This window comes from Spirochaetales bacterium (genome assembly GCA_016930085.1).
Taxonomy (GTDB): domain Bacteria; phylum Spirochaetota; class Spirochaetia; order SZUA-6; family JAFGRV01; genus JAFGHO01.
In genome coordinates this window covers 21,744-39,973 of sequence record JAFGHO010000018.1, presented here as the reverse complement: position 1 = coordinate 39,973, position 18,230 = coordinate 21,744, and the positions used below count along the sequence as shown (strand labels likewise).

General features: G+C 48.2%; 19 protein-coding genes and 1 pseudogene. 10 read left to right on the top strand and 10 right to left on the bottom strand.

What is annotated here, in order from left to right; translation table 11 throughout:
- Positions 1–43: 43 nt before the first annotated feature.
- Positions 44–1,120 (bottom strand): dTDP-glucose 4,6-dehydratase, encoded by a 1,077-nt coding sequence (gene rfbB, locus JW881_03130; protein MBN1696486.1) that lies wholly within the window; start codon positions 1,118–1,120, stop codon positions 44–46.
- Positions 1,121–1,125: 5 nt separating this feature from the next.
- Positions 1,126–1,992, bottom strand: coding sequence for a glucose-1-phosphate thymidylyltransferase RfbA (gene rfbA, locus JW881_03125; protein ID MBN1696485.1), 867 nt, complete (start codon positions 1,990–1,992; stop codon positions 1,126–1,128).
- Between the two features lie 126 nt (positions 1,993–2,118).
- Between rfbA and JW881_03120 the strand changes: the two genes are divergently transcribed.
- From JW881_03120 to JW881_03110, 3 genes are all read left to right on the top strand, one after another.
- Positions 2,119–2,643 carry a dTDP-4-dehydrorhamnose 3,5-epimerase family protein gene (locus tag JW881_03120; protein MBN1696484.1) on the top strand — a complete coding sequence of 175 codons (525 nt, stop codon included), beginning with the start codon at positions 2,119–2,121 and terminating at the stop codon, positions 2,641–2,643.
- Positions 2,640–3,527, top strand: coding sequence for a dTDP-4-dehydrorhamnose reductase (gene rfbD, locus JW881_03115; GenBank protein ID MBN1696483.1), 888 nt, complete (start codon positions 2,640–2,642; stop codon positions 3,525–3,527). Before JW881_03120 ends, rfbD begins: the two co-directional genes overlap by 4 nt.
- Before the next feature lie 232 nt (positions 3,528–3,759).
- Positions 3,760–4,443, top strand: a complete 684-nt coding sequence (locus tag JW881_03110) for a response regulator transcription factor (protein ID MBN1696482.1) — start codon at positions 3,760–3,762, stop codon at positions 4,441–4,443.
- Here JW881_03110 and JW881_03105 read toward each other — a convergent pair.
- On the bottom strand, positions 4,440–6,173 hold the full coding sequence (locus JW881_03105; protein MBN1696481.1) for an SLBB domain-containing protein: 1,734 nt from the start codon (positions 6,171–6,173) through the stop codon (positions 4,440–4,442). The two genes, JW881_03110 and JW881_03105, sit on opposite strands and share 4 nt — an antisense overlap.
- A 161-nt stretch (positions 6,174–6,334) precedes the next feature.
- Positions 6,335–6,862 (bottom strand): NUDIX domain-containing protein, encoded by a 528-nt coding sequence (locus tag JW881_03100; GenBank protein ID MBN1696480.1) that lies wholly within the window; start codon positions 6,860–6,862, stop codon positions 6,335–6,337.
- Positions 6,863–7,047: 185 nt separating this feature from the next.
- Between JW881_03100 and JW881_03095 the strand changes: the two genes are divergently transcribed.
- Positions 7,048–7,485 (top strand): hypothetical protein, encoded by a 438-nt coding sequence (locus JW881_03095; GenBank protein MBN1696479.1) that lies wholly within the window; start codon positions 7,048–7,050, stop codon positions 7,483–7,485.
- 124 nt (positions 7,486–7,609) lie between these two features.
- On the top strand, positions 7,610–8,203 hold the full coding sequence (locus tag JW881_03090; protein MBN1696478.1) for a hypothetical protein: 594 nt from the start codon (positions 7,610–7,612) through the stop codon (positions 8,201–8,203).
- A 145-nt stretch (positions 8,204–8,348) separates the two neighbouring features.
- On the opposite strand, the gene JW881_03085 is transcribed toward JW881_03090, so the two are convergent.
- Positions 8,349–9,197, bottom strand: coding sequence for a hypothetical protein (locus tag JW881_03085; GenBank protein MBN1696477.1), 849 nt, complete (start codon positions 9,195–9,197; stop codon positions 8,349–8,351).
- A gap of 138 nt (positions 9,198–9,335) precedes the next feature.
- On the opposite strand from JW881_03085, the pseudogene JW881_03080 reads away from it, so the two are divergent.
- A pseudogene (locus JW881_03080) lies at positions 9,336–9,743 on the top strand (WYL domain-containing protein).
- Positions 9,744–9,756: 13 nt separating this feature from the next.
- Here the strand turns inward: JW881_03080 and JW881_03075 are convergent.
- The 4 genes from JW881_03075 to JW881_03060 form a co-directional block, all read right to left on the bottom strand.
- Positions 9,757–9,945, bottom strand: a complete 189-nt coding sequence (locus tag JW881_03075; GenBank protein MBN1696476.1) for a type II toxin-antitoxin system RelE/ParE family toxin — start codon at positions 9,943–9,945, stop codon at positions 9,757–9,759.
- Entirely contained in the window at positions 9,942–10,094 is a 153-nt protein-coding gene (locus JW881_03070; GenBank protein MBN1696475.1) for a hypothetical protein, read from the bottom strand. The genes JW881_03075 and JW881_03070 overlap by 4 nt, the downstream gene beginning before the upstream one ends.
- Positions 10,095–10,217: 123 nt before the next feature.
- Positions 10,218–10,649, bottom strand: a complete 432-nt coding sequence (locus JW881_03065) for a hypothetical protein (protein ID MBN1696474.1) — start codon at positions 10,647–10,649, stop codon at positions 10,218–10,220.
- Entirely contained in the window at positions 10,646–12,364 is a 1,719-nt protein-coding gene (locus JW881_03060) for a hypothetical protein (GenBank protein MBN1696473.1), read from the bottom strand. The genes JW881_03065 and JW881_03060 overlap by 4 nt, the downstream gene beginning before the upstream one ends.
- Positions 12,365–12,568: 204 nt before the next feature.
- Here JW881_03060 and JW881_03055 point away from each other — a divergent pair, with 204 nt between their 5' ends.
- The 3 genes from JW881_03055 to JW881_03045 all read left to right on the top strand — a co-directional run bounded on the left by JW881_03055 (position 12,569) and on the right by JW881_03045 (position 14,959).
- Entirely contained in the window at positions 12,569–13,873 is a 1,305-nt protein-coding gene (locus tag JW881_03055) for an OmpA family protein (GenBank protein ID MBN1696472.1), read from the top strand.
- A 239-nt stretch (positions 13,874–14,112) separates the two neighbouring features.
- Positions 14,113–14,580, top strand: a complete 468-nt coding sequence (locus JW881_03050; protein MBN1696471.1) for a hypothetical protein — start codon at positions 14,113–14,115, stop codon at positions 14,578–14,580.
- 145 nt (positions 14,581–14,725) lie between these two features.
- A complete protein-coding gene (locus JW881_03045) occupies positions 14,726–14,959 on the top strand; it encodes a hypothetical protein (protein ID MBN1696470.1) in 234 nt (77 codons plus the stop codon).
- Positions 14,960–15,155: 196 nt separating this feature from the next.
- Here the strand turns inward: JW881_03045 and radA are convergent, their stop codons facing one another.
- Entirely contained in the window at positions 15,156–16,505 is a 1,350-nt protein-coding gene (gene radA / locus JW881_03040) for a DNA repair protein RadA (protein MBN1696469.1), read from the bottom strand.
- Positions 16,506–16,796: 291 nt separating this feature from the next.
- Here radA and JW881_03035 point away from each other — a divergent pair, with 291 nt between their 5' ends.
- Positions 16,797–18,023 carry a cation:dicarboxylase symporter family transporter gene (locus tag JW881_03035; protein ID MBN1696468.1) on the top strand — a complete coding sequence of 409 codons (1,227 nt, stop codon included), beginning with the start codon at positions 16,797–16,799 and terminating at the stop codon, positions 18,021–18,023.
- Positions 18,024–18,230: the final 207 nt, after the last annotated feature.

Here is an 18,230-nt window from a genome sequence, read left to right as displayed (position 1 = left end):
GGCATATATCCGGGGATGCCGCTTGGGGCGACGTTCCGCGGCGTTATGATGTGGAGGTGCCGTACTGTTTTTCTATCCACGTTGCATAATCACCTGATTTTATATGATCGACCCATTCGATATGCTCCATATACCATGTGATCGTCGTATCGAGTTTTTCGATAAAGCTGCCCGACGGTTTCCATCCGATTGTTTTTTTCAATTTTGAACAATCGATCGCGTATCGCCTGTCGTGGCCAGGCCGGTCCCTGACAAAGGAGATATTCTTTTTATATGTATGCTTGTTTTTTCCCTGAAGCAATGCCGCCCTTTCGCAGAGAAGATGGACGAGATCGATATTCCGCCATTCATTATCGCCGCCGACGGCATAGGTTTCACCGGTTTCACCACGCTGAAGGATAAGCAATATCGCCCGGGCATGGTCCGTTACAAAAAGCCAGTCGCGTATATGTTTTCCGTCACCGTAGACGGGAAGTTCTCTGTTGTCGAGGATATTGAGTATAATCAGGGGAATAAGTTTTTCCGGAAACTGGTACGGACCGAAGTTATTCGAGCAATGAGAAATAATGACGGGGAGTCCGTATGTATGATGCGCAGCCCGTACAAGATGATCCGCGGACGCCTTTGATGCGGAATAGGGGCTTCTTGGATTGTATGCAGTTCCCTCCGTGAAAAATCCTTTTTTACCGAGGGAACCGAACACTTCGTCCGTGCTTATATTATAGAAGATGACATCGCCCCTTTCCTTCCAGTACTTCCGGGCCGCTTCCAGCAGCGTGAATGTCCCGACAATGTTCGTCTGAATGAAATCTTTGGGACCGAAAATAGAACGGTCCACGTGTGATTCTGCGGCAAAATGAACCACGGTATCGATCTTGTACCGTGAAAATATATCCGTCATGAGCCGGTAATCACAGACCGATGCCCGTTCGAAGTAATACCGTGTACCGCCGAAGCGTTCCTGTATGTCGGTCAGATTCTCGGGATTCCCGGCATAGGTGAGTATGTCGGTATTGACGATCGTGCCCGCGAAATCTGTCTCGAGAAAAAGGTGACGTATAAAATTCGAGCCGATAAATCCGCAGCCGCCCGTTACCATGATATTGGTGAGTTTTCTCATCGGTGTCATTCCTTCAATAATGATATCAGATATTCTCCATACCCGGATTTTTTGAGTGGTTCGGCGATTTTTCTTAATTGCCCGGCATTGATATATCCTTTTACATAGGCTATTTCTTCAATACAGGATATTTTCAAACCCTGACGATCTTCGATTGTCTTGACGAATGCGGAAGCATCGAGAAGCGAATCCTGTGTGCCTGTATCGAGCCAGGCAAATCCCCTCCCCATAATTTCCACCTTTAATTCACCGCGTTTCGCATACGCATTGTTCACGTCGGTAATTTCGAGTTCCCCTCTCTCGGACGGTGTCAGCGTGTGCGCGATTTCGACAACGTCGTTGTCGTAGAAATAGATGCCCGCCACGGCGAAGTTCGATTTCGGTTTTTTCGGTTTTTCCTCGATCGAGAGAACACGGTGCTGTTCGTCGAATTCTATAATTCCGTACCGGTGCGGATTCCTTACATAATAGGCATAGATAATAGCACCTTTCCGGAGCCGGACGGAGGATGTCAGTAGATCGGTCAGTGCGTGACCGTAGAAAATATTATCGCCAAGGATAAGGCAGACCGTATCCTTTCCAATAAACTCTTTTCCGATTATAAATGCCTCCGCCAATCCGCGCGGCTCGGATTGTTCGGCGTATTCAAAATGCATTCCGATATGGGAGCCGTCCGTGAAGAGAGATCGAAACCTGGGAAGATCGTCCGGAGTTGAAATGATCAGAATGTCTCTGATGCCAGCGAGCATAAGTACGGAAAGGGGGTAATAAATCATCGGTTTGTCATAAACGGGTAACAACTGCTTGCATATGACCTGTGTGATCGGATAAAGGCGGGTTCCGAATCCGCCGGCAAGAATTATTCCTTTCATATTCGGTCTCCTTGGCACGGAAACATAAAGCCTATATCATATTGGCGTCAAATTCAATCCCCCCTTGTCCCTCGGATGAACCCGATGATCCTTGTAGACGCTTTATTTGAAATGTAGTAATCTGGGGTGAAACACCTAAAAATACACGAGGATGAAGAAATGATGGATTTTACCGGAGGGACTATAGACGACGTTACCGTTATCCGGTTGCATAAATATATGGATGAACGCGGATGCCTTGTCGAAACAATGCGCATCGATATGCTTCCCGAAGGATTGAGACCGGAAATGAGTTATGTATCGTATACGGAGCCGGGAATCGGGCGAGGACCGCACGAACACAGGTATCAGACGGATATTTTCTCATTCATTGGTCCGGGTAATTTCAAGGTGTATCTGTGGGATGACAGAAAAGGGTCTTCTTCTTTCGGTCGGCGAATGATTTTTTACGCCGGAGAAGATGCCCCCCTTTCTCTTGTTGTTCCGCCCGGCATTATACACGGATACAGGAATATTTCAAAAACATGCCGCGGGATGGTGATCAATTATCCGGATAAACTCTATGCGGGCAGGGATAAAAAGGAAGAGGTCGATGAGATCCGGCACGAGGACGAAAAAGATTTTTTCTTTAAGGAATTTGTTTCAATATGATCTGGCTTGTCGGGAACAAGGGAATGCTCGGATCGGCTGTCGAAGAGATTATTTCCCGATGCGGGTTTGAATATGTATCGACGGACAAAGAAGTCGATATTACCTCAATGGCAGGTCTGGAATCATATATATCCGGAAGGCGTTTCCCCGACATCGATTATATCATCAATTGTGCCGCATATACGGCCGTTGATAGCGCGGAACGGGAGAGGGATAAAGCATTCCGCCTCAATGCTTCGGGCCCCCGCCATCTGGCCCTGATCGCACGCCGCCGTCGTGCCGTATTGATACACATATCCACCGATTACGTGTTTGATGGTGAAAAAGAAGCCCCTTATATCGAGACGGACCCGGCGCATCCCCTTTGCGTGTATGGCGCGAGTAAACTGGAAGGAGAAAAACTCCTGCAATCGGAAACGGACCGGTTTTTCATTCTTCGAACCGCCTGGCTTTACGGAAGGGGCGCGGGGGATTTCGTAAAAACAATGATCGGTCTTTTCAATGAAAGGGAAGCGGTAACCATAGTGGATGACCGGACAGGCAGTCCGACGAACGTAAAGGACCTGGCCGAAGCGATTGTAACGATTATAAAAATTAAGACCGATTCATACGGTATTTATCATGTGACTAATCAAGGCTATACGACATGGTTCGGATTCGCGACGGAAATATACCGGTACGGTAAGGAGAACGGTGTACTCACCCGTGATGTTTCACTGCTTCCCATAACGAGTTATGAATATCAGGCACCGGCAAAACGGCCGAAAAACTCGGTGTTAAGCAATGGGAAATGTGAAAACCGACTGGGTATTGTTCTCAGACCTTGGCGGGAAGCCCTTTGTGACTATCTTGAATCCGAAAAAAGCCGGATATTTTCGATGTAACGACATAGATAATGAGGATTTTATTCAAAGTCCCTCCGGTATTTCGCGCGTGCGGCCGCTTTTTGTCCCCGTTAAAAAAATCTTGACAAATCGTACCAAATGGTATATTTTAAGATAAGCATACCAAATGGTATAGTAAAATTACTACCTGATGTCATTGTATACACGCTATGCGAAAGATTGTGCGCTATGCTAAAGTAAAAAATGAAAAGGGTAGGTGGTATTAACATATATGAACTTTCAACCGGCCTTAAATAATGAGGAAATCAGTGACACGACGCTCGATGTCACGGAGACGTTATTGGTGACAAAGAAGAGTCTGCACTGTGAATTAGTCGCGTACATGATCGAACGGGAATTTTCAACCCCTACAAGGATAATCGAGGACATTTCAATCATTCCGCCCGACAATCACGATAAACTCCGATTCATCATGATCGACAGCAGCATGCATAGTTTCGAACATGTCCTCAAACATCTCATCCCGCGCGGATCAAACGCCCAGCCCGCCGATCTGCTTGCCGTTTTTAATCTTAATTACGGTACGGGCGTGGAAAAGGTCGCAATCGGAAAACATATAAAGGGTTTCTTTTATGCCAATGACAGCCTCAATATGCTGATGAAGGGGATCGAGGTGATATTCAAAGGTCAAATCTGGATCTCCAGGGATATACTTACCGAGTGTGCACTCAACAGTTTCAAGATAAAGCGGTACCTCATCCAAAATCAGACAAATCTCAGCCAGCGTGAGCTTGAAATATTGACATTGGTAAGTATGGGTGCAAAGAACGAAGAAATTGCAGAAAAAACGTTCATTTCGTTAAATACGGTAAAAACCCATCTGTATAATATTTATAAAAAAATAAATGTCACCAACAGACTTCAGGCCGCATTATGGGCGGCCAAAAACCTTTAATTTGTATAGTTCATGACAAACAGCGCGATCGTTATCCCCGAAGTAATAATTCCCAGGGTGGTGGTAAAAACCGGCGCGACCCGGTTAAAATGGTAAAGAAAAGAATTACTCTGCAGATATATCGTGTCCCCGGGATTGATGATTTCCCGGTCTTTTATGACGTTACCGTCACTGTCTTTTAAAACAACGGCACCCCCGGAATTACGTTCCTCATTGATGCCGCCCGCAAGATTGACATAGAAAAGGTACGCTTTATTGTGCGAGTAGGGGTACTTCCCCGGATTCATCACCGCCCCGATGACATTCACCGTTTCCTGATGAATTATAATCTTGTCCCCGGGATTAATATAATCGGTATGATTTTTTTTGGAATCCGTTTTATCCGAAATGACGATATCATAATCTTCGGGAAACCCGCTGATCACGCCACCGGCCATATGGATATAATAGAGAAACGATTTATTCGGCTGATAGCGGTACAGACCGGGTGACCGGACATCGCCGAGAACAACGACATTGAGTTGTTTCAAGGGGATATGGATCGTATCCATCGGCATAAGATCCACATCATCGTCTGCATTATATTGCGATATAAGTTTTTCGATATTGACGGGAATGGATTTTTCGAGTCCATCGCGAATAATATAAGAGTTATCCAGATCTGCAAGCGGATCGATCGATGACAAAATGCCGCTGACCGCGCTGTGAAGCGTTTCACCCTTTAATATAGGATGCCTGATTCTGTTATATCCTTCATTTTCTGCCCCCCCTCCTTCTTCTTCCGATTCGGCTGCGGCCATTTCGGAAGCCGGCCGCCTTATTCCGGCCCCTTCAAAAAAGACATAGGTGGTAAAATTGGATTTCGCTTCGACAGTGATGGTATCAAGGTCTTCCAGGCGGAAACCATCGGCATTATCGACGTCAATGTAGAGTACTTCCGGCGGTTCGCCGCTTTGTCTTTCGATCTTTATTCTTGATTTGTCTCCGCGCAGGGTTATTCCCCTCGCATATTCTTCGAGGAGTGTGGAAATGTTTTCGTTTTCAACAAGCTGATATTTTCCCTGTCTGTTTACCTCCCCCTTTACCGAAACCTCTCTCTCCCTCCGGGAGATAACGATCGTATCCCCTGGTTTTACATACGGATCATTATCGATATCGCCGAATAATCTGGCCCGGAGAAGATCATACGTTTTGGATTTTCCATCCTTTGACTCGATCCGGATATCCCGTAATGAAGAAAGGGGGCCGAGATTGTTCTCGACGATCTCACTCAATCGGGAAAGCCCCCAGGCGGTCGCATAGACGGTTTGCGGAATTTCTCCTTTTATCATGATCTGGAATATACCGACAGACGTGATGATAAGGTGCGGGGTGCTTTGGGGATAGACATTGAGGACCTTTCGTTCGACCTCCTTTTGAAGCCGGAGGAACTTTTTGTTTCTGCCGTCAATCTGGCCGATGACATTTATATTGATAGCATAATCGCTTTCAACGACAATATTAAAGCTTATGAGTTCGTCCGCCTTGAGATAACTGAGTGTATAGATATCTCCGGGGGTTACGTCGTATTCTTCACTGGAAAGGGCGAGAAAGACACGATTTTGTGCTCCTTCTTCGGCCGTAATTTCCATCTCCTGCTGCTGGGCGTACCCTGACGGTATAAACAGCATAATAAGGAGGGTTATTAATATTGTTATCTGCCTGTTGGACAGCCGTAATATAGTATTCATAAATCCATCCTTGAATAATGTACGATTATTACTCCCTGTGCCGGAGGCATACCTTATCAATATTAAATAAATCACACTTTTAGGGAATTTGCAATTCAAAAATAACTGTTCACCTGTGATAAACGTGAACCACATCGTTTATGGCTGCATTATATACGTATTTATCGTGAACCATTCGGATTCCGGCGCAATAATGCACAATAATCCTTTAGTGCATGCTTGATCGAATCAAAGGCAATTCTTTCCCGCATCAAGGCGCATGGTGAGATCATTATGGTTTCTTCAATTTCTTCATCGTCCTTATGTTCGGGAAATTCCTCGATTTCGGCAATGAAGACAAGATCGCAAGTGTGGTATTCGATTCGTTTGTAATTGTAAATATTCGGGTACGAGCCGAAATATGTCAGTGAACGAATCTCGACGCCAAGTTCCTCGCGTATCTCACGCCTCAAGGCATTTTCGGCCGATTCTCCCGGATCGACAAATCCCCCCGGAAGATCGAGCTTACCTTTTCCCGGATCCCGTGCCCGCTTTATCATTAATACCTTGTCGTTTAACGGAATGAGCGCTGCCACTGCCGCCGCCGGATTATGATAAAAGGTATACCCGCAGGAAATACAGGAGTATTCCTTGAACCCGTCAAAATTGACCTTTTTTGCCTTGCATCGGGGACAAAAAGTAAAAATCATATAGTCAATGGTCGGCTTTCGTTACTCCCCGCTTGAGAGAAAGCGTGTACATGATAGTAATACAGACAGAAGGAGACGTATTACATCCGTTATCCCCCTTGCCCAATACCCCCCGTTACGGTACTCTTCTTCTGTCCGGAGTAATCCGGCTGCGGCCTGTATTACCGAAAGGAGGAAGACACAACATGTTGAAAATTCCCGGAATATTACTATTTATTCTATTTCCCCTCATGCTCATCCTCGCGACCGTCTTTTATCCGTTATTGTATGTATATTCCGGGCACCCCGAACATGCAGGCATGGTATTTCGATACAACCTCTTTGTTTTATGCTTTTCCGTTGCAGGAGCCGCCGTCGTCACGCTTCTGTATCTCTTTTTTACCAGAAAGATGTTTAATGAGCATAAAGAACTTTTCTTTAAATTTTTCCTTGGGACAACGGTTATCGCGGCGGTATTTTTTCTCATCTCCGCGTTGCGGCATGTTCCTGCATTATTTGCGGATAACGAAGACGGGTACGGAAGGCTTTTTTTCGCGACCAAATTCCCGCCAGCTTCTGTCCTTCTCGTTGTCGTCTACTGGCTCGCTGTTCGTGAAAGACGCAGGATTTTTCCTTCCGGATAATAATCGATTGATTGTATTTTATATTAAAAAGGAACAAAAAAACTTGAAAAAATTATACGTTTTATTGGAATTATAAATACTGATGCATTAGAATCAATTGCAACTATATTATCAGGAGGAAGATATGAAAAAATATCTCGTACTTTTAATGCTACTGATGATGGGAAGCCTGCTCTTCGCCCAGGGCAGCAAGGCAATCAACGCAGGGAATATCATGATCGGCGGGGATGTGACGGGGTTCGGCGGCGTATCATCGATGAAAGTTATCGATGAAGACGGCGAGGAAGTCGCTGTATTACAGGATTCATTTGTCATTCAGCTAAGCGGTTCGATGGGATTTTTTGTCATTGACGGACTGGAAGTAGGGCCTGACGTCGAGCTGCTTTTTGATAGCTCCAATGAATCTGATGACAGTTATACTGTGATAGGGATCGGAGCTCAAATTGGATATTACCTTGATCTCGGCGGAATGATGGCTTTTTTTGGGAAGGCTTCCGCGAAGTTTCTGATGCAAACGGAGAGTGGCGGCGGTACGGATTCGTCTGCTACCGGATTTCAGGTAACGCCTGAAGCGGGAATCGCGCTTTTCCTGAATAATAACGCCGCGATCCAGATAGGGGGTGTTTTCAATTATTCTTCTGTTACCCCGGAAGATGCCAATTATTCCTACCAGACTATGGAATTCGGCGCGAAAATCGGCGCGGCAATCTTCATGTAATCTGCGGACTTCGGATTTATCCGAAACACATACGTTAAGCATTCAGGAGGGCGGCCGGCCGGCCGCCCCTTTTTAATCCTTTTACGGCAATATTACGTTTCGATGCAATGTACGGCCTTTAACGAAATACCGGTATCAGCGAGTGTCAACGCGCCGGCCACCGATTGATCGTCGCCTGTACTGTGGCGCGGCATTCGTCGCACCATACAATATTGTCCGGGTCCATGATCGCCGCGTAGAAATAGTTCATGACGCACATATCCGGCCCGGGAAGATACGCATCGACATGTCCTTCGGCTGCCACCCCCCAGTTATGGGTCAACTCGTGTGCAATGACGACGGCGGTATTGAGCGGGATCAACCCGCCCCAGGAAACGGCGCAGAAATTACCGTTCATATATCCCATCCCGTTATTTATCCCCATGTCCGGGATAAAACCGATGACATACCTGTTGCCGGTGCCGTACGATCTGAAATCGTTTCTGAGGTCGCTCAGCGCCGCGCTTGAGTCGTCTCCATCCGGTCCGTCCCAAACACGCCCGAGGTCGATGACGGTAAAATCGACCGGATTGTAGCTGTCCCGGATTTCCCGGAGGGCGTTATCGAGTTCAATCCGCGCCTGCGCGTGTTGGGCGGCGGTGCAATCCGTATCCGATACAACATAGATCGTCGCATAGTGGACCGGTATCGCGGTCGGGCCGGGTGTGACGGTCGGAACCGCGGTCGGGGCGGATGTGGGATCGGGTGATGGAGATTCGGTCGGCTCGGCTGTCGGAACCGTTGTGGGTTGAACGGTGGGAATGGGCGACGGTTCTCCGGTTGCCATGTCCGTAGGCAAGGCCGTCGGGGTATCGGTTATCCCGGAGGTCGGCAGGGGAGTTTCCATGGAGGGCGGCCGGTCGGAGGGAGTCGGTATTTCCGGATCGATAAGCTCGCATCCCGCCGGGATGATGAGGATCGTGATAAGCCAGATATATTTTTTAATATAATGCATTTTACACTCCTTTCAGTTTTTATTTGAGGTATATATGTATATCGTTTGAAAAAAGAAAATCACTCGGGTGTTGCGGGAAAAAACCTGTCGGGGTTAATGTTCGTCTTGCCGGTTATATGAAAGAAATGGTAATAGTGGTACCTCTTTGCCTGGTGCCGCACGCGGAACGATTACCGTTTTTTCCGTGTCTCCCGCATGAAGGATATCGGTCTCCTCTCAGAAACCTTCCGCCGTAAAAACGCCTTATATGAGGAAATCTTTTGTGAAGAACCGGATGACGGCGGGGATGCGGAAATCGTATTACGCTTTAAAGCGGAGGTGAAGGATCGGGTGGAGGAATATTTCGAGGATGATTCGATCACCGTTACCGACGAAGGGGATCTGCTCGTCGGGCTCCGGTTTCCCGAAGACGAATGGGTGTATTCCATGATTTTGAGTTACGGAGATAACGTGGAAGTAGTGAAACCTCATTATATCCGTACGATCATCAGGGAGAAGGCGGAGAAGATTCGCCTGCTGTATACGGAAGAAAAACACGACGCGTGATGGAAAAGGAATTTCAATAAAACCCGTCGTACACATTTTTCCTGTGTCGTATTCTGAGAATGAGAATTTCAATTGCGGGTTTATTAATCCGATAGACGATTCTGTAATCGGAAAACCGGTAACTGTACAATCCCCGGTACTTTCCCTTCAATTCCTTTTTGGCCCGTTCCAGTTCGATAAACTCACCGTTATTACGCTTCAAAACTGTATCGTACTCTTCGATTTCCTCGAAATATTCCTTGAGGGTCTGATTGACGAAGAAACTTTTTTTCTGTGGGTCTCGGCGGCTATTTTATCCAGCTTTTCCGCAATTTTTTCATCGATTGTTGTACTCAATAGTGTGGTGGGCATTCCTTGATCCTTTTTCCGTATTTATATTATGGATACAAGAAATATTATTTATCATGTCAATTGTATTGGAGAAAAGGTATATATATGTGCAGCCTGTCCCGTTCGGCATGTGTCGTGGTCCGGTTACCAGTTGACCGGTAACGTCTCCACAGGATCCGATTTCTGGAATTCGGTATCGACCACATAGAGGATAAATATATATTGCGTCCCGCCTGTAAGGCCGGTGAATGTATCCATTATTGTCTGATCCGTTCCTATCTGTGATTGATCGAAATAATCGGAACTGTGGTACGTCTCTTCCCCGCCCGATGCGGGACGTGAATAAATGTAGACATGGAACTCGAACTTCGAGAATACCTCATGCTTTTCCGAAAAATCAGGGAGGGTGAACGCAAAGATAATATCGTCTCCGCTGTGACTGAAGATCGAAAGGTTTTCCACCGGCGGCGGAGCCGCCATGATTATGTCCCAGTCGTTCGGTTCGCAGCCGGATGGCAGCAGGAGGGGTAGAATCGAAACAAAAACGATAGTGATTGTTTTCATCGTACGCTTCATTGTTGTCGCTCCTTGATAAATGCCCCGTTCCAGGAGAGTTGAAGAAGGAGGGTCGCATCGGGGGCGGTGAGACCGGGATAAAACCTGAGTGCCCGCTGCATATAGGTGTAGTTGGCGTCGAGGTCGAAGGCCCCGATACGGACCGATACCCCGCCGAACACGCCAAAACCGTGTTCAGTTACGTCCAGGAGGGTGAGAAAGTCGTATTCGCCGCCCCCGCGCAGCGCGAGGAAGTCGAGGAACCACCATTCGAGGGACCCGATAAGCCGGGAGGCCACCCCCCACCGCTCGTCGTCCCCGAGGCTGTAATATATTTCCGCCACTTCCTTTACGGCGGCATACAGACGGTTTCCGAAAAGCCCGCTTACCATGGTCGTCTCCCAGACAAGCGGGTACGGCGCGGTTTTATACGCCACGTATTCCTTCTCGCTGTAATCGAGGTACACCTCCTGGAGGAACGGCACGGTGGCAAGGGTGTCGAATGTCAGCCTTCCGCCGTCGAACCGGGTGTACAGGCCGAGGGTGGCGGAGGCGGAAATTGTATTTGAACGTGGATCGCCGGGGCCGTCGCTGCCGCCGAGGTTCGCATTACTGTTGAATATGAATGCGGAGCCGCCGACAGCGAACCAGTCGTTGAGGCCGACGCCGAAACTCAGCCTGCCGCCCAATACATTCGCCCGCGAAGCAATGTAGATATCGCTTCCGGGGGGCTCCGAAGGTATCTCGTAATTGAGATCCCGGGAGATATTCGAGTTCATGCCGAAGGTGAATTCCGCGCCCGCGCCCATGTTTTTACCGATCGGGAAATAATAGCCGAGTTCGTTTTTCAGGATATCCAGTTGATTGTAAAGTCCCGGAATGACTTCCCACGTGAAATCTCTGTGGCCGTCGATTTCTTCCGGGTACTGGACGTAGAACGGACTCAGATAATTGGTGCTGCCGGTGAGGTATATTCTGTCCTTGTTCACGAATCCCAGGTACGCCGGGTTGAAGCTCGGCGCGTAGAAAATCAGCTCGACATTGAACTTGGGGCTGGCCGCAAATAGTTTGTTCAGGTAGTAGGTGACAGCGCGGTTGGTGCTGTCGATTTTCTCCGCCTGCTTCAGCTTTTTTCTTGCCGTTTCCGTGTCCTTTTTGTCGACAGCGTCGACCGCTTCGGAAAAAACGGTCAGTACCTTTTCCGCCTTTTCCTTGGCGATTTCAGGTTCTTTTGCAACGGCGACAACCGCGGGGGCCGGCTTGAGGTCGAGGGAACGGACCACTGCTTCGGCCAGTTCCGCGACAAGCCGTTTGTAGGTTTCGGGCGGTCCGTCGACCTGAACACTCGTCACCGTCGCGCCGGTCTGTACGTCGATCAGCTTTACCGTCACGGCGAGCTGCCCGAAGACGTCGAAGACGCTTCCGGCCACAAGATATTCGGCGGTGAGCATTTTCCCTATCTGCATCGTCTGGGAATCATCCGATAAATCGGAGACGGCGAACTCCTGTTCTTCCAGAATCACGTTCCGCCGTTCACGGTCGATAATCGTGATCCCTTTCGCTGCCGCCAGCTCGACGGCGATAAACTCAGCAAAGCCCTTGCCAAGATATTTGTAGGAAGGATTGTCGCTCTGCACCTCGAAGTCGAGCACCGCGATACGTGCCCGCTCTCCGGCCGCACACGGCACAAGACATACAAAAAGGAATATCAAAATAAAAACCGTTTTTCTTTCCATTACCTTGAATTATAGGGTTATCATCACACCTGTCAAGGAAATGCGGGGGGGGATGGCGAATTTCATAACAAAAAGCGGCCCTTGTGCCGTAACGATACGTCCGGTAAATTGTATATTTCCCCGATTGCTTTTACTAGTTCGTCGAATCTGATATACTACCCTTTCGTTTATCGTGACGAACAAATTCAATATAGTTGACAGGCGATGAAAAAGAAACTGAATATTGCCGTATTACCGTTTTTCTTCATTACTATTGCTCAACCGCTGGGTGCCTATACCTATCCGTATCCGATCGTTCACCTTTCTCCTTTTATGGCCGCAACCTTTTCTTTTCAGCAGCCTGATTTACACAGTCGTTATGAAGCGGCCCCCGGTTTTCTTTTCGGCATTGGTGCGTCGAATATCATTGCCAGCCATTTTTATACCCAGCTTTTTCTGGATACGGCATTGAGCAGACCGCAGCGGGAAGACATCGCGTTTTCAAGCCATTGCGACATTGTCCTTACGGGGGGGTATCATTTTGCACCCTTTCCTTTTCTGCTCGTCACCCCCCATGCCGGGGGCGGCGTTGTCTTCCATTATAATTACATCGATCTGCTCGTCAATCCACATCTGACCGCCGGTTGTCTGTTCGACGTCAATATCGTCAAAAACACCTCCGTCTTTTTTTCCTTCGACACCTCCCTCCAGTTGTCGAACGGCTGGCCGCTCATGTTCCGGTTTCACATCGGTCTGAAAAACCGCTACCGGATTATCCCCGGTATACCGGAAAAGGCGAAGGCCTGGATCGGTGTTTCTCCGCCTTTATTTTCACCGGACGGCGACGACCGGAACGATATTGCCGAGATTTCCCTTCATGTTCTCACCTTTTCTCACATCGACGAATGGGAACTTCACATTCTCGACCCCATGCACCACCGTTTCAGATCCTTTTCCGGTACCGAACCGGTACCCGGTAAAATCCTGTGGGACGGCTATTCCGATGACGAAGAACTTGTCGAATCGGCTATGACCTATTATGTGGAGTTTTCGTTGTCGGACGAGTTCGGCAGAAAAACGGAGGCGCGGGCGGTTATCAATACGGGTATCCTGGTCCATGAAACGGAAACCGCCTTCAACGTCCGAATCCCCAGTATCACGTTCCCCCCGTTTTCGGCCAGTCTCGTCATCGACGGCGATGAGGCGACAACGGAAAAAAACCGGGAGATTCTCGATCATCTCGCCGAACTGTTTTCAACGCAATTCGGCGGTTACTCGATCCGCATCGAGGGCCACGCGAATCATCTCGACTGGGCGGACCCCGAAAAGAAGAAAATCGAACAGGAGGAAGTTTTACTGCCGCTTTCCCTCGTTCGCGCGGAAGCGGTGAGAGACGCCCTTGTCGTGCGGGGCATCGATGCCGGGAGGCTGACGGTGAGGGGCGTCGGGGGGGATATGCCGATTGTCCCGTTCGACGATACGGATAATGTATGGAAGAACCGGCGGGTGGAGTTCATTTTTGAGAAATAGATGCGGATGGATGATAGGGATGAGATTTTTTTTGTAAGGTGGTCTCATTTTATAAAAATAAAAATAATCACGCAAAATGTCTTGACAGGAACCGGATAAAAAAACAGAATACTATTTCTGAAACATCAAGTGAAATCATGGTTATGGGAAGATGAAACCCATTATGATAATGCAAAGGGACGGACGGGATGTTTTGTCGTCCCCCTCCGGTTGCAGGTGCATTTCAAATGGAGGTGTATATGCCGTTATATAACCAGCTAAAATGGATCGGACCGTATCGGTTATCGACAATTGACTTCAAAAAAATAAACATACCTGCCGGTTCCGGGGTTTATGTTTTTACCGAGTATCCCGATCCGCTTAAACCCAATCCCCGTCTGCCATCGGAGACTGATCCCAATTATGTAAAGGCAATAGATAAGATGAGAATAACCCCTTCCGTAGTGTATGTCGGCAAGGCAAAAGATCTTCATACACGTCTTCCCGGTTATAAATTCCGTCCCTATCTGGAAATCAAACGGCACGGGGGCCGCCCTCCGAAACACAAAACCAGCCGTCATAAGGGTCGGGCCCTCCTTCATGCCAGTCAGTATTTTAACGGTACGCTTTTTCTCCGCTGGGCATACCTTCCTTTATGTTCGATATTATCGAAAGAAACACAGCTGATAAAGGAACTCAGACCGGCACTCAATACAATGGGTATGTGATTTCCGGTGATTTCAAATCATTACTGAAACAGGATGGTATCCGTCAACACAATTTTTATATAAAAAAATTTACTCGCCAAACATGACATACTGGTGTCAAAGCCGAATGATAGGATTGAAGAAAATATTAAAGGGAGGTGACATTATGGCTTCATCATGTCTGTCATGCGGCATGCTCCTTGAAGGGAATGCGAATCCGAAAGCAAAGGAGATATATTGCACGTATTGTTCCGACAAGGAGGGGAATCTTCTGCCCCGTGAACAGGTGCGACAGGGCATAGCCGGATGGCTCAGGGAGTGGGCGCCGGAAAAAAAGAATGTCGATTTCCTGAAGCGAGCCGACCACTATATGAACTCGATGCCCGCCTGGGCGGATTGAGGGAGTGAAGCGGCACGACACATGAAAAGCCGGGCGGCGGGAACCTCGACGGAAGGACGCGTCCGGCTTTTATGTTTGCGGGGCTTGATGAGGAACCGAATGGATGCGTATCACGATTTCTGTTGTTCAGGCGGCCGTCATGTGTTCCTGTCGTGTTTCCCGTGCGACGGTGCTAAAACTGTTTCCGGCGAACAGTTTATTGTTGTGTAAATGCGGTTCTTACCGCGTCCTTCACCGTCGTCAGCCCTTTATACGATATTCCCGCCGCCTTTTCCTCCTCCTTGAGGGCCGGACCGATAATGTGGGAAAAACCCATTTCGTACGCGGATTTGATTCTTCTTTCGGTATGGGTGACGGAACGCAGTTCTCCCGCAAGGCTGACTTCACCGACGACCGCCGTTTTCGGGGGCAGGAGCAGGTCCGTTCTGGCCGAATAGAGTGAAAGGCAGATGGCGAGATCGATTCCCACCTCGGTGATTTTGATGCCGCCCGCGATATTGACATAGATGTCAACATCGGAAAAAGCCACCTGAAGGTGTTTTTCGAGGACGGCGGCAAGCCGGGATACCCTGCGCGAGTCGATTTTATCGGAAAAAACACGGGAGATACCCCCTTTTACCGGAACGACCAGGCTTTGCACTTCGACCATAAGCGCCCGCGTCCCTTCATAGACCGCGGCAACGACGACGCCCGACGGCGGGCTTGTCTCTCTGTGTTCGAGAAAAAGGGAAGAGGGGTCCGCCACCTGAAGAAGTCCCTTTTCCGTCATGGTAAAAAGACCGATCTCATGGGTGGCTCCGAACCTGTTTTTTGTCGACCTGAGTATTCTCACATCGGAATCGGATTGATCAAAATAGAGGACCGTGTCCACAAGATGTTCGACAATCTTGGGCCCCGCGATGATTCCTTCTTTTGTCACGTGACCGATGAGGAAAAGCGATGAACCATGTCTCTTGATGTGTTCGTTCAACTCATAGGTGCATGTTTTTACCTGTGACGGTGTACCGGGAATCGCCCCCGCCTCATCCGAATGAATCGTCTGGATCGAATCGATTATGACGAGGACGGGTTTCAATGTCTCCATCGATTTCAGGATCGATGAGAGATTCGTTTCACAAAAGACTTCGATTGTGTCCGTACAGGCAGCAAGTCTTCCCGCCCGTCGTTTTATCTGTTCGGCCGATTCTTCACCCGTGACATAGAGAACCCGGCCTTTCGTTTTCATGGATGCGGCGAGTTGAAGCATCAGGGTGGATTTCCCGATGCCGGGCTCACCGCCGACGAGTATTGTCGAACCCGTGACGATTCCACCGCCGAGCACCCGGTTGAGTTCTTCGATACCTGAATCAGAAAGCACTTTGTCTTTTGTTTCGATCGCGTTGAGGGGTACCGGTGCATGGCCGCTCGTTTGTGTCCGGCGGGTTGCGGATGTACCCGCCTTGATTTCTTCAAATGAATTCCATGAACCGCAGTGGGGACAGCGGCCGAGCCATCGCGGTTCTTCATGACCGCATGATTGACAGGTAAAACGCGTTCTGATTTTCATGCTTGCCGGGGCATTGTAGGATATTTTATGCGTTTCTTCAAGCCGTATACATGAAAAGCAGTTCATGCGGGCCCGGTTTAGCGCCTCCGAACGGGCCGCATCATCATGATTGCGGCACCCTGCGGGCATACCGGCGGAATTATCGGTTCTTCACTTGACGTACTTGTCATATCGATATATAAAATAATCTGATGTTTTTTCATGAAATGATCTCTCCGCGGAACTTTTACGGTCAACGATTTTAAGCGATAGTGTTATTGCTTCGGAGAGAAAAGTAGACGGGGATGAACTATGAAGATATGGATCAAGCTGCTTATCGGGATTATACTCGGAATCATTTTGGGATACGTTGTTCCTTCGAATCTTGTGGGAAGTTTTTTTGACAGTGCCGCCCAGATTGCCGTCAATATCGGCAGGTATGCGATTTTTCCCCTTGTCTTTTTTTCTCTTGTCATTGGTACCTATGAACTGAAGCTTGAAAAGAGCAGGTTCAAAACGTACGGTTATATGTTCCTTTTCATGATCGCCTCGACGCTTATCCTCGTTCTGATCGGGGTGCTTTCGGTGTTCATCTTTTTTCCCAAGGGCATTGCGATGGTACCGGAGGAAATGGAAAAGATCAATGTGCCGGGACTCAAGGAGACCCTGCTTACCATGTTCCCGAAGAACATGTTCAATGCGTTGATCGACCGGGGGGATTTTCTCCTTCCCCTCGTGGTCCTTGCGCTGGTAATCGGCATGAATCTCACATTCGACAAGATTATTACACGGCCCGTTGTTCAGCTGGTCGATTCCCTTTCACGGGTTTTCTATCATATTTATTCCTTTGTCGCCGAAATATTCGCGGTCGGAATTCTTGCCATCACGACCGCGACAATCATGAAATTCACCATGATCGAGGATATTTCGATCTATTTCCAGCTAATTATCATCCTCATTATTGATGTTGCCATTGTTCTTTTTTGTATTTTTCCCCTGCTTCTCTATTTCTTTGTCGAAAGGAAAAATCCGTTTAAATGGCTTTACGCAATCACGGCCCCGCTGCTGACCGCTTTTATAACAGGGGACGAGTATATATCCCTTGGTATGCTCATCAAACACGGGAAGGAAAATATGGGTGTTTCCCGCAAAATCGGTTCCATCTCCTATCCGATGTTCGCCCTGTTCGGTAAGGCCGGGACCGCCCTCGTCACGAGTGTCTCCTTTATCGTGATTCTCAACTCTTCACGTTCACTCGATATCAGCATCCTCGAAGTTTTATGGATTATCGGGCTTTCATTTCTTGTTTCATTTGTTATCAGCCCCGTGCCCGGGATAGGGGCCTTTACCGCAATCAGTCTTCTCTGCAACAGCTTCGGAAGCGGCGTTCAGGAGATGTACCTGATTTTAAAACCGATTGCCCCCCTTCTTGTCAGTTTCGGGGTTGTGATCGATGTTGCCGTGTCAGCTTTTGTCGCGTTTTTTATCACCCATCATGACAGTATGAAATTCAAGATAGAAGCAAGGGATTTCATTTAGCGGAATCCGGGACCGCCGGATCGGAATCCGGGACCGCCGGATCCACGTTCTCCCATATCATAGACGGCATCGTGCTTCACGACGGCCGCAGCATGGGAGTTTATCCCCGCCTGTTTTTATCCCGATTTTTCTTCAATGAGTAAAAAATAATGTCGATATTCTTAACGGGAGGGGGAGAACCATGATTTCCGTATTACAGAATCAGAA

Coding starts and splice junctions, on each gene's coding strand:
- rfbB (MBN1696486.1), bottom strand. CDS start 1,120: ATGAGAAAACTCACCAATATCATGGTAACGGGCGGCTGCGGATTTATC.
- rfbA (MBN1696485.1), bottom strand. CDS start 1,992: ATGAAAGGAATAATTCTTGCCGGCGGATTCGGAACCCGCCTTTATCCG.
- rfbD (MBN1696483.1), top strand. CDS start 2,640: ATGATCTGGCTTGTCGGGAACAAGGGAATGCTCGGATCGGCTGTCGAA.
- JW881_03110 (MBN1696482.1), top strand. CDS start 3,760: ATGAACTTTCAACCGGCCTTAAATAATGAGGAAATCAGTGACACGACG.
- JW881_03105 (MBN1696481.1), bottom strand. CDS start 6,173: ATGAATACTATATTACGGCTGTCCAACAGGCAGATAACAATATTAATA.
- JW881_03100 (MBN1696480.1), bottom strand. CDS start 6,862: ATGATTTTTACTTTTTGTCCCCGATGCAAGGCAAAAAAGGTCAATTTT.
- JW881_03095 (MBN1696479.1), top strand. CDS start 7,048: ATGTTGAAAATTCCCGGAATATTACTATTTATTCTATTTCCCCTCATG.
- JW881_03090 (MBN1696478.1), top strand. CDS start 7,610: ATGAAAAAATATCTCGTACTTTTAATGCTACTGATGATGGGAAGCCTG.
- JW881_03085 (MBN1696477.1), bottom strand. CDS start 9,197: ATGCATTATATTAAAAAATATATCTGGCTTATCACGATCCTCATCATC.
- JW881_03070 (MBN1696475.1), bottom strand. CDS start 10,094: ATGCCCACCACACTATTGAGTACAACAATCGATGAAAAAATTGCGGAA.
- JW881_03065 (MBN1696474.1), bottom strand. CDS start 10,649: ATGAAGCGTACGATGAAAACAATCACTATCGTTTTTGTTTCGATTCTA.
- JW881_03060 (MBN1696473.1), bottom strand. CDS start 12,364: ATGGAAAGAAAAACGGTTTTTATTTTGATATTCCTTTTTGTATGTCTT.
- JW881_03055 (MBN1696472.1), top strand. CDS start 12,569: ATGAAAAAGAAACTGAATATTGCCGTATTACCGTTTTTCTTCATTACT.
- JW881_03050 (MBN1696471.1), top strand. CDS start 14,113: ATGCCGTTATATAACCAGCTAAAATGGATCGGACCGTATCGGTTATCG.
- JW881_03045 (MBN1696470.1), top strand. CDS start 14,726: ATGGCTTCATCATGTCTGTCATGCGGCATGCTCCTTGAAGGGAATGCG.
- radA (MBN1696469.1), bottom strand. CDS start 16,505: ATGAAAATCAGAACGCGTTTTACCTGTCAATCATGCGGTCATGAAGAA.
- JW881_03035 (MBN1696468.1), top strand. CDS start 16,797: ATGAAGATATGGATCAAGCTGCTTATCGGGATTATACTCGGAATCATT.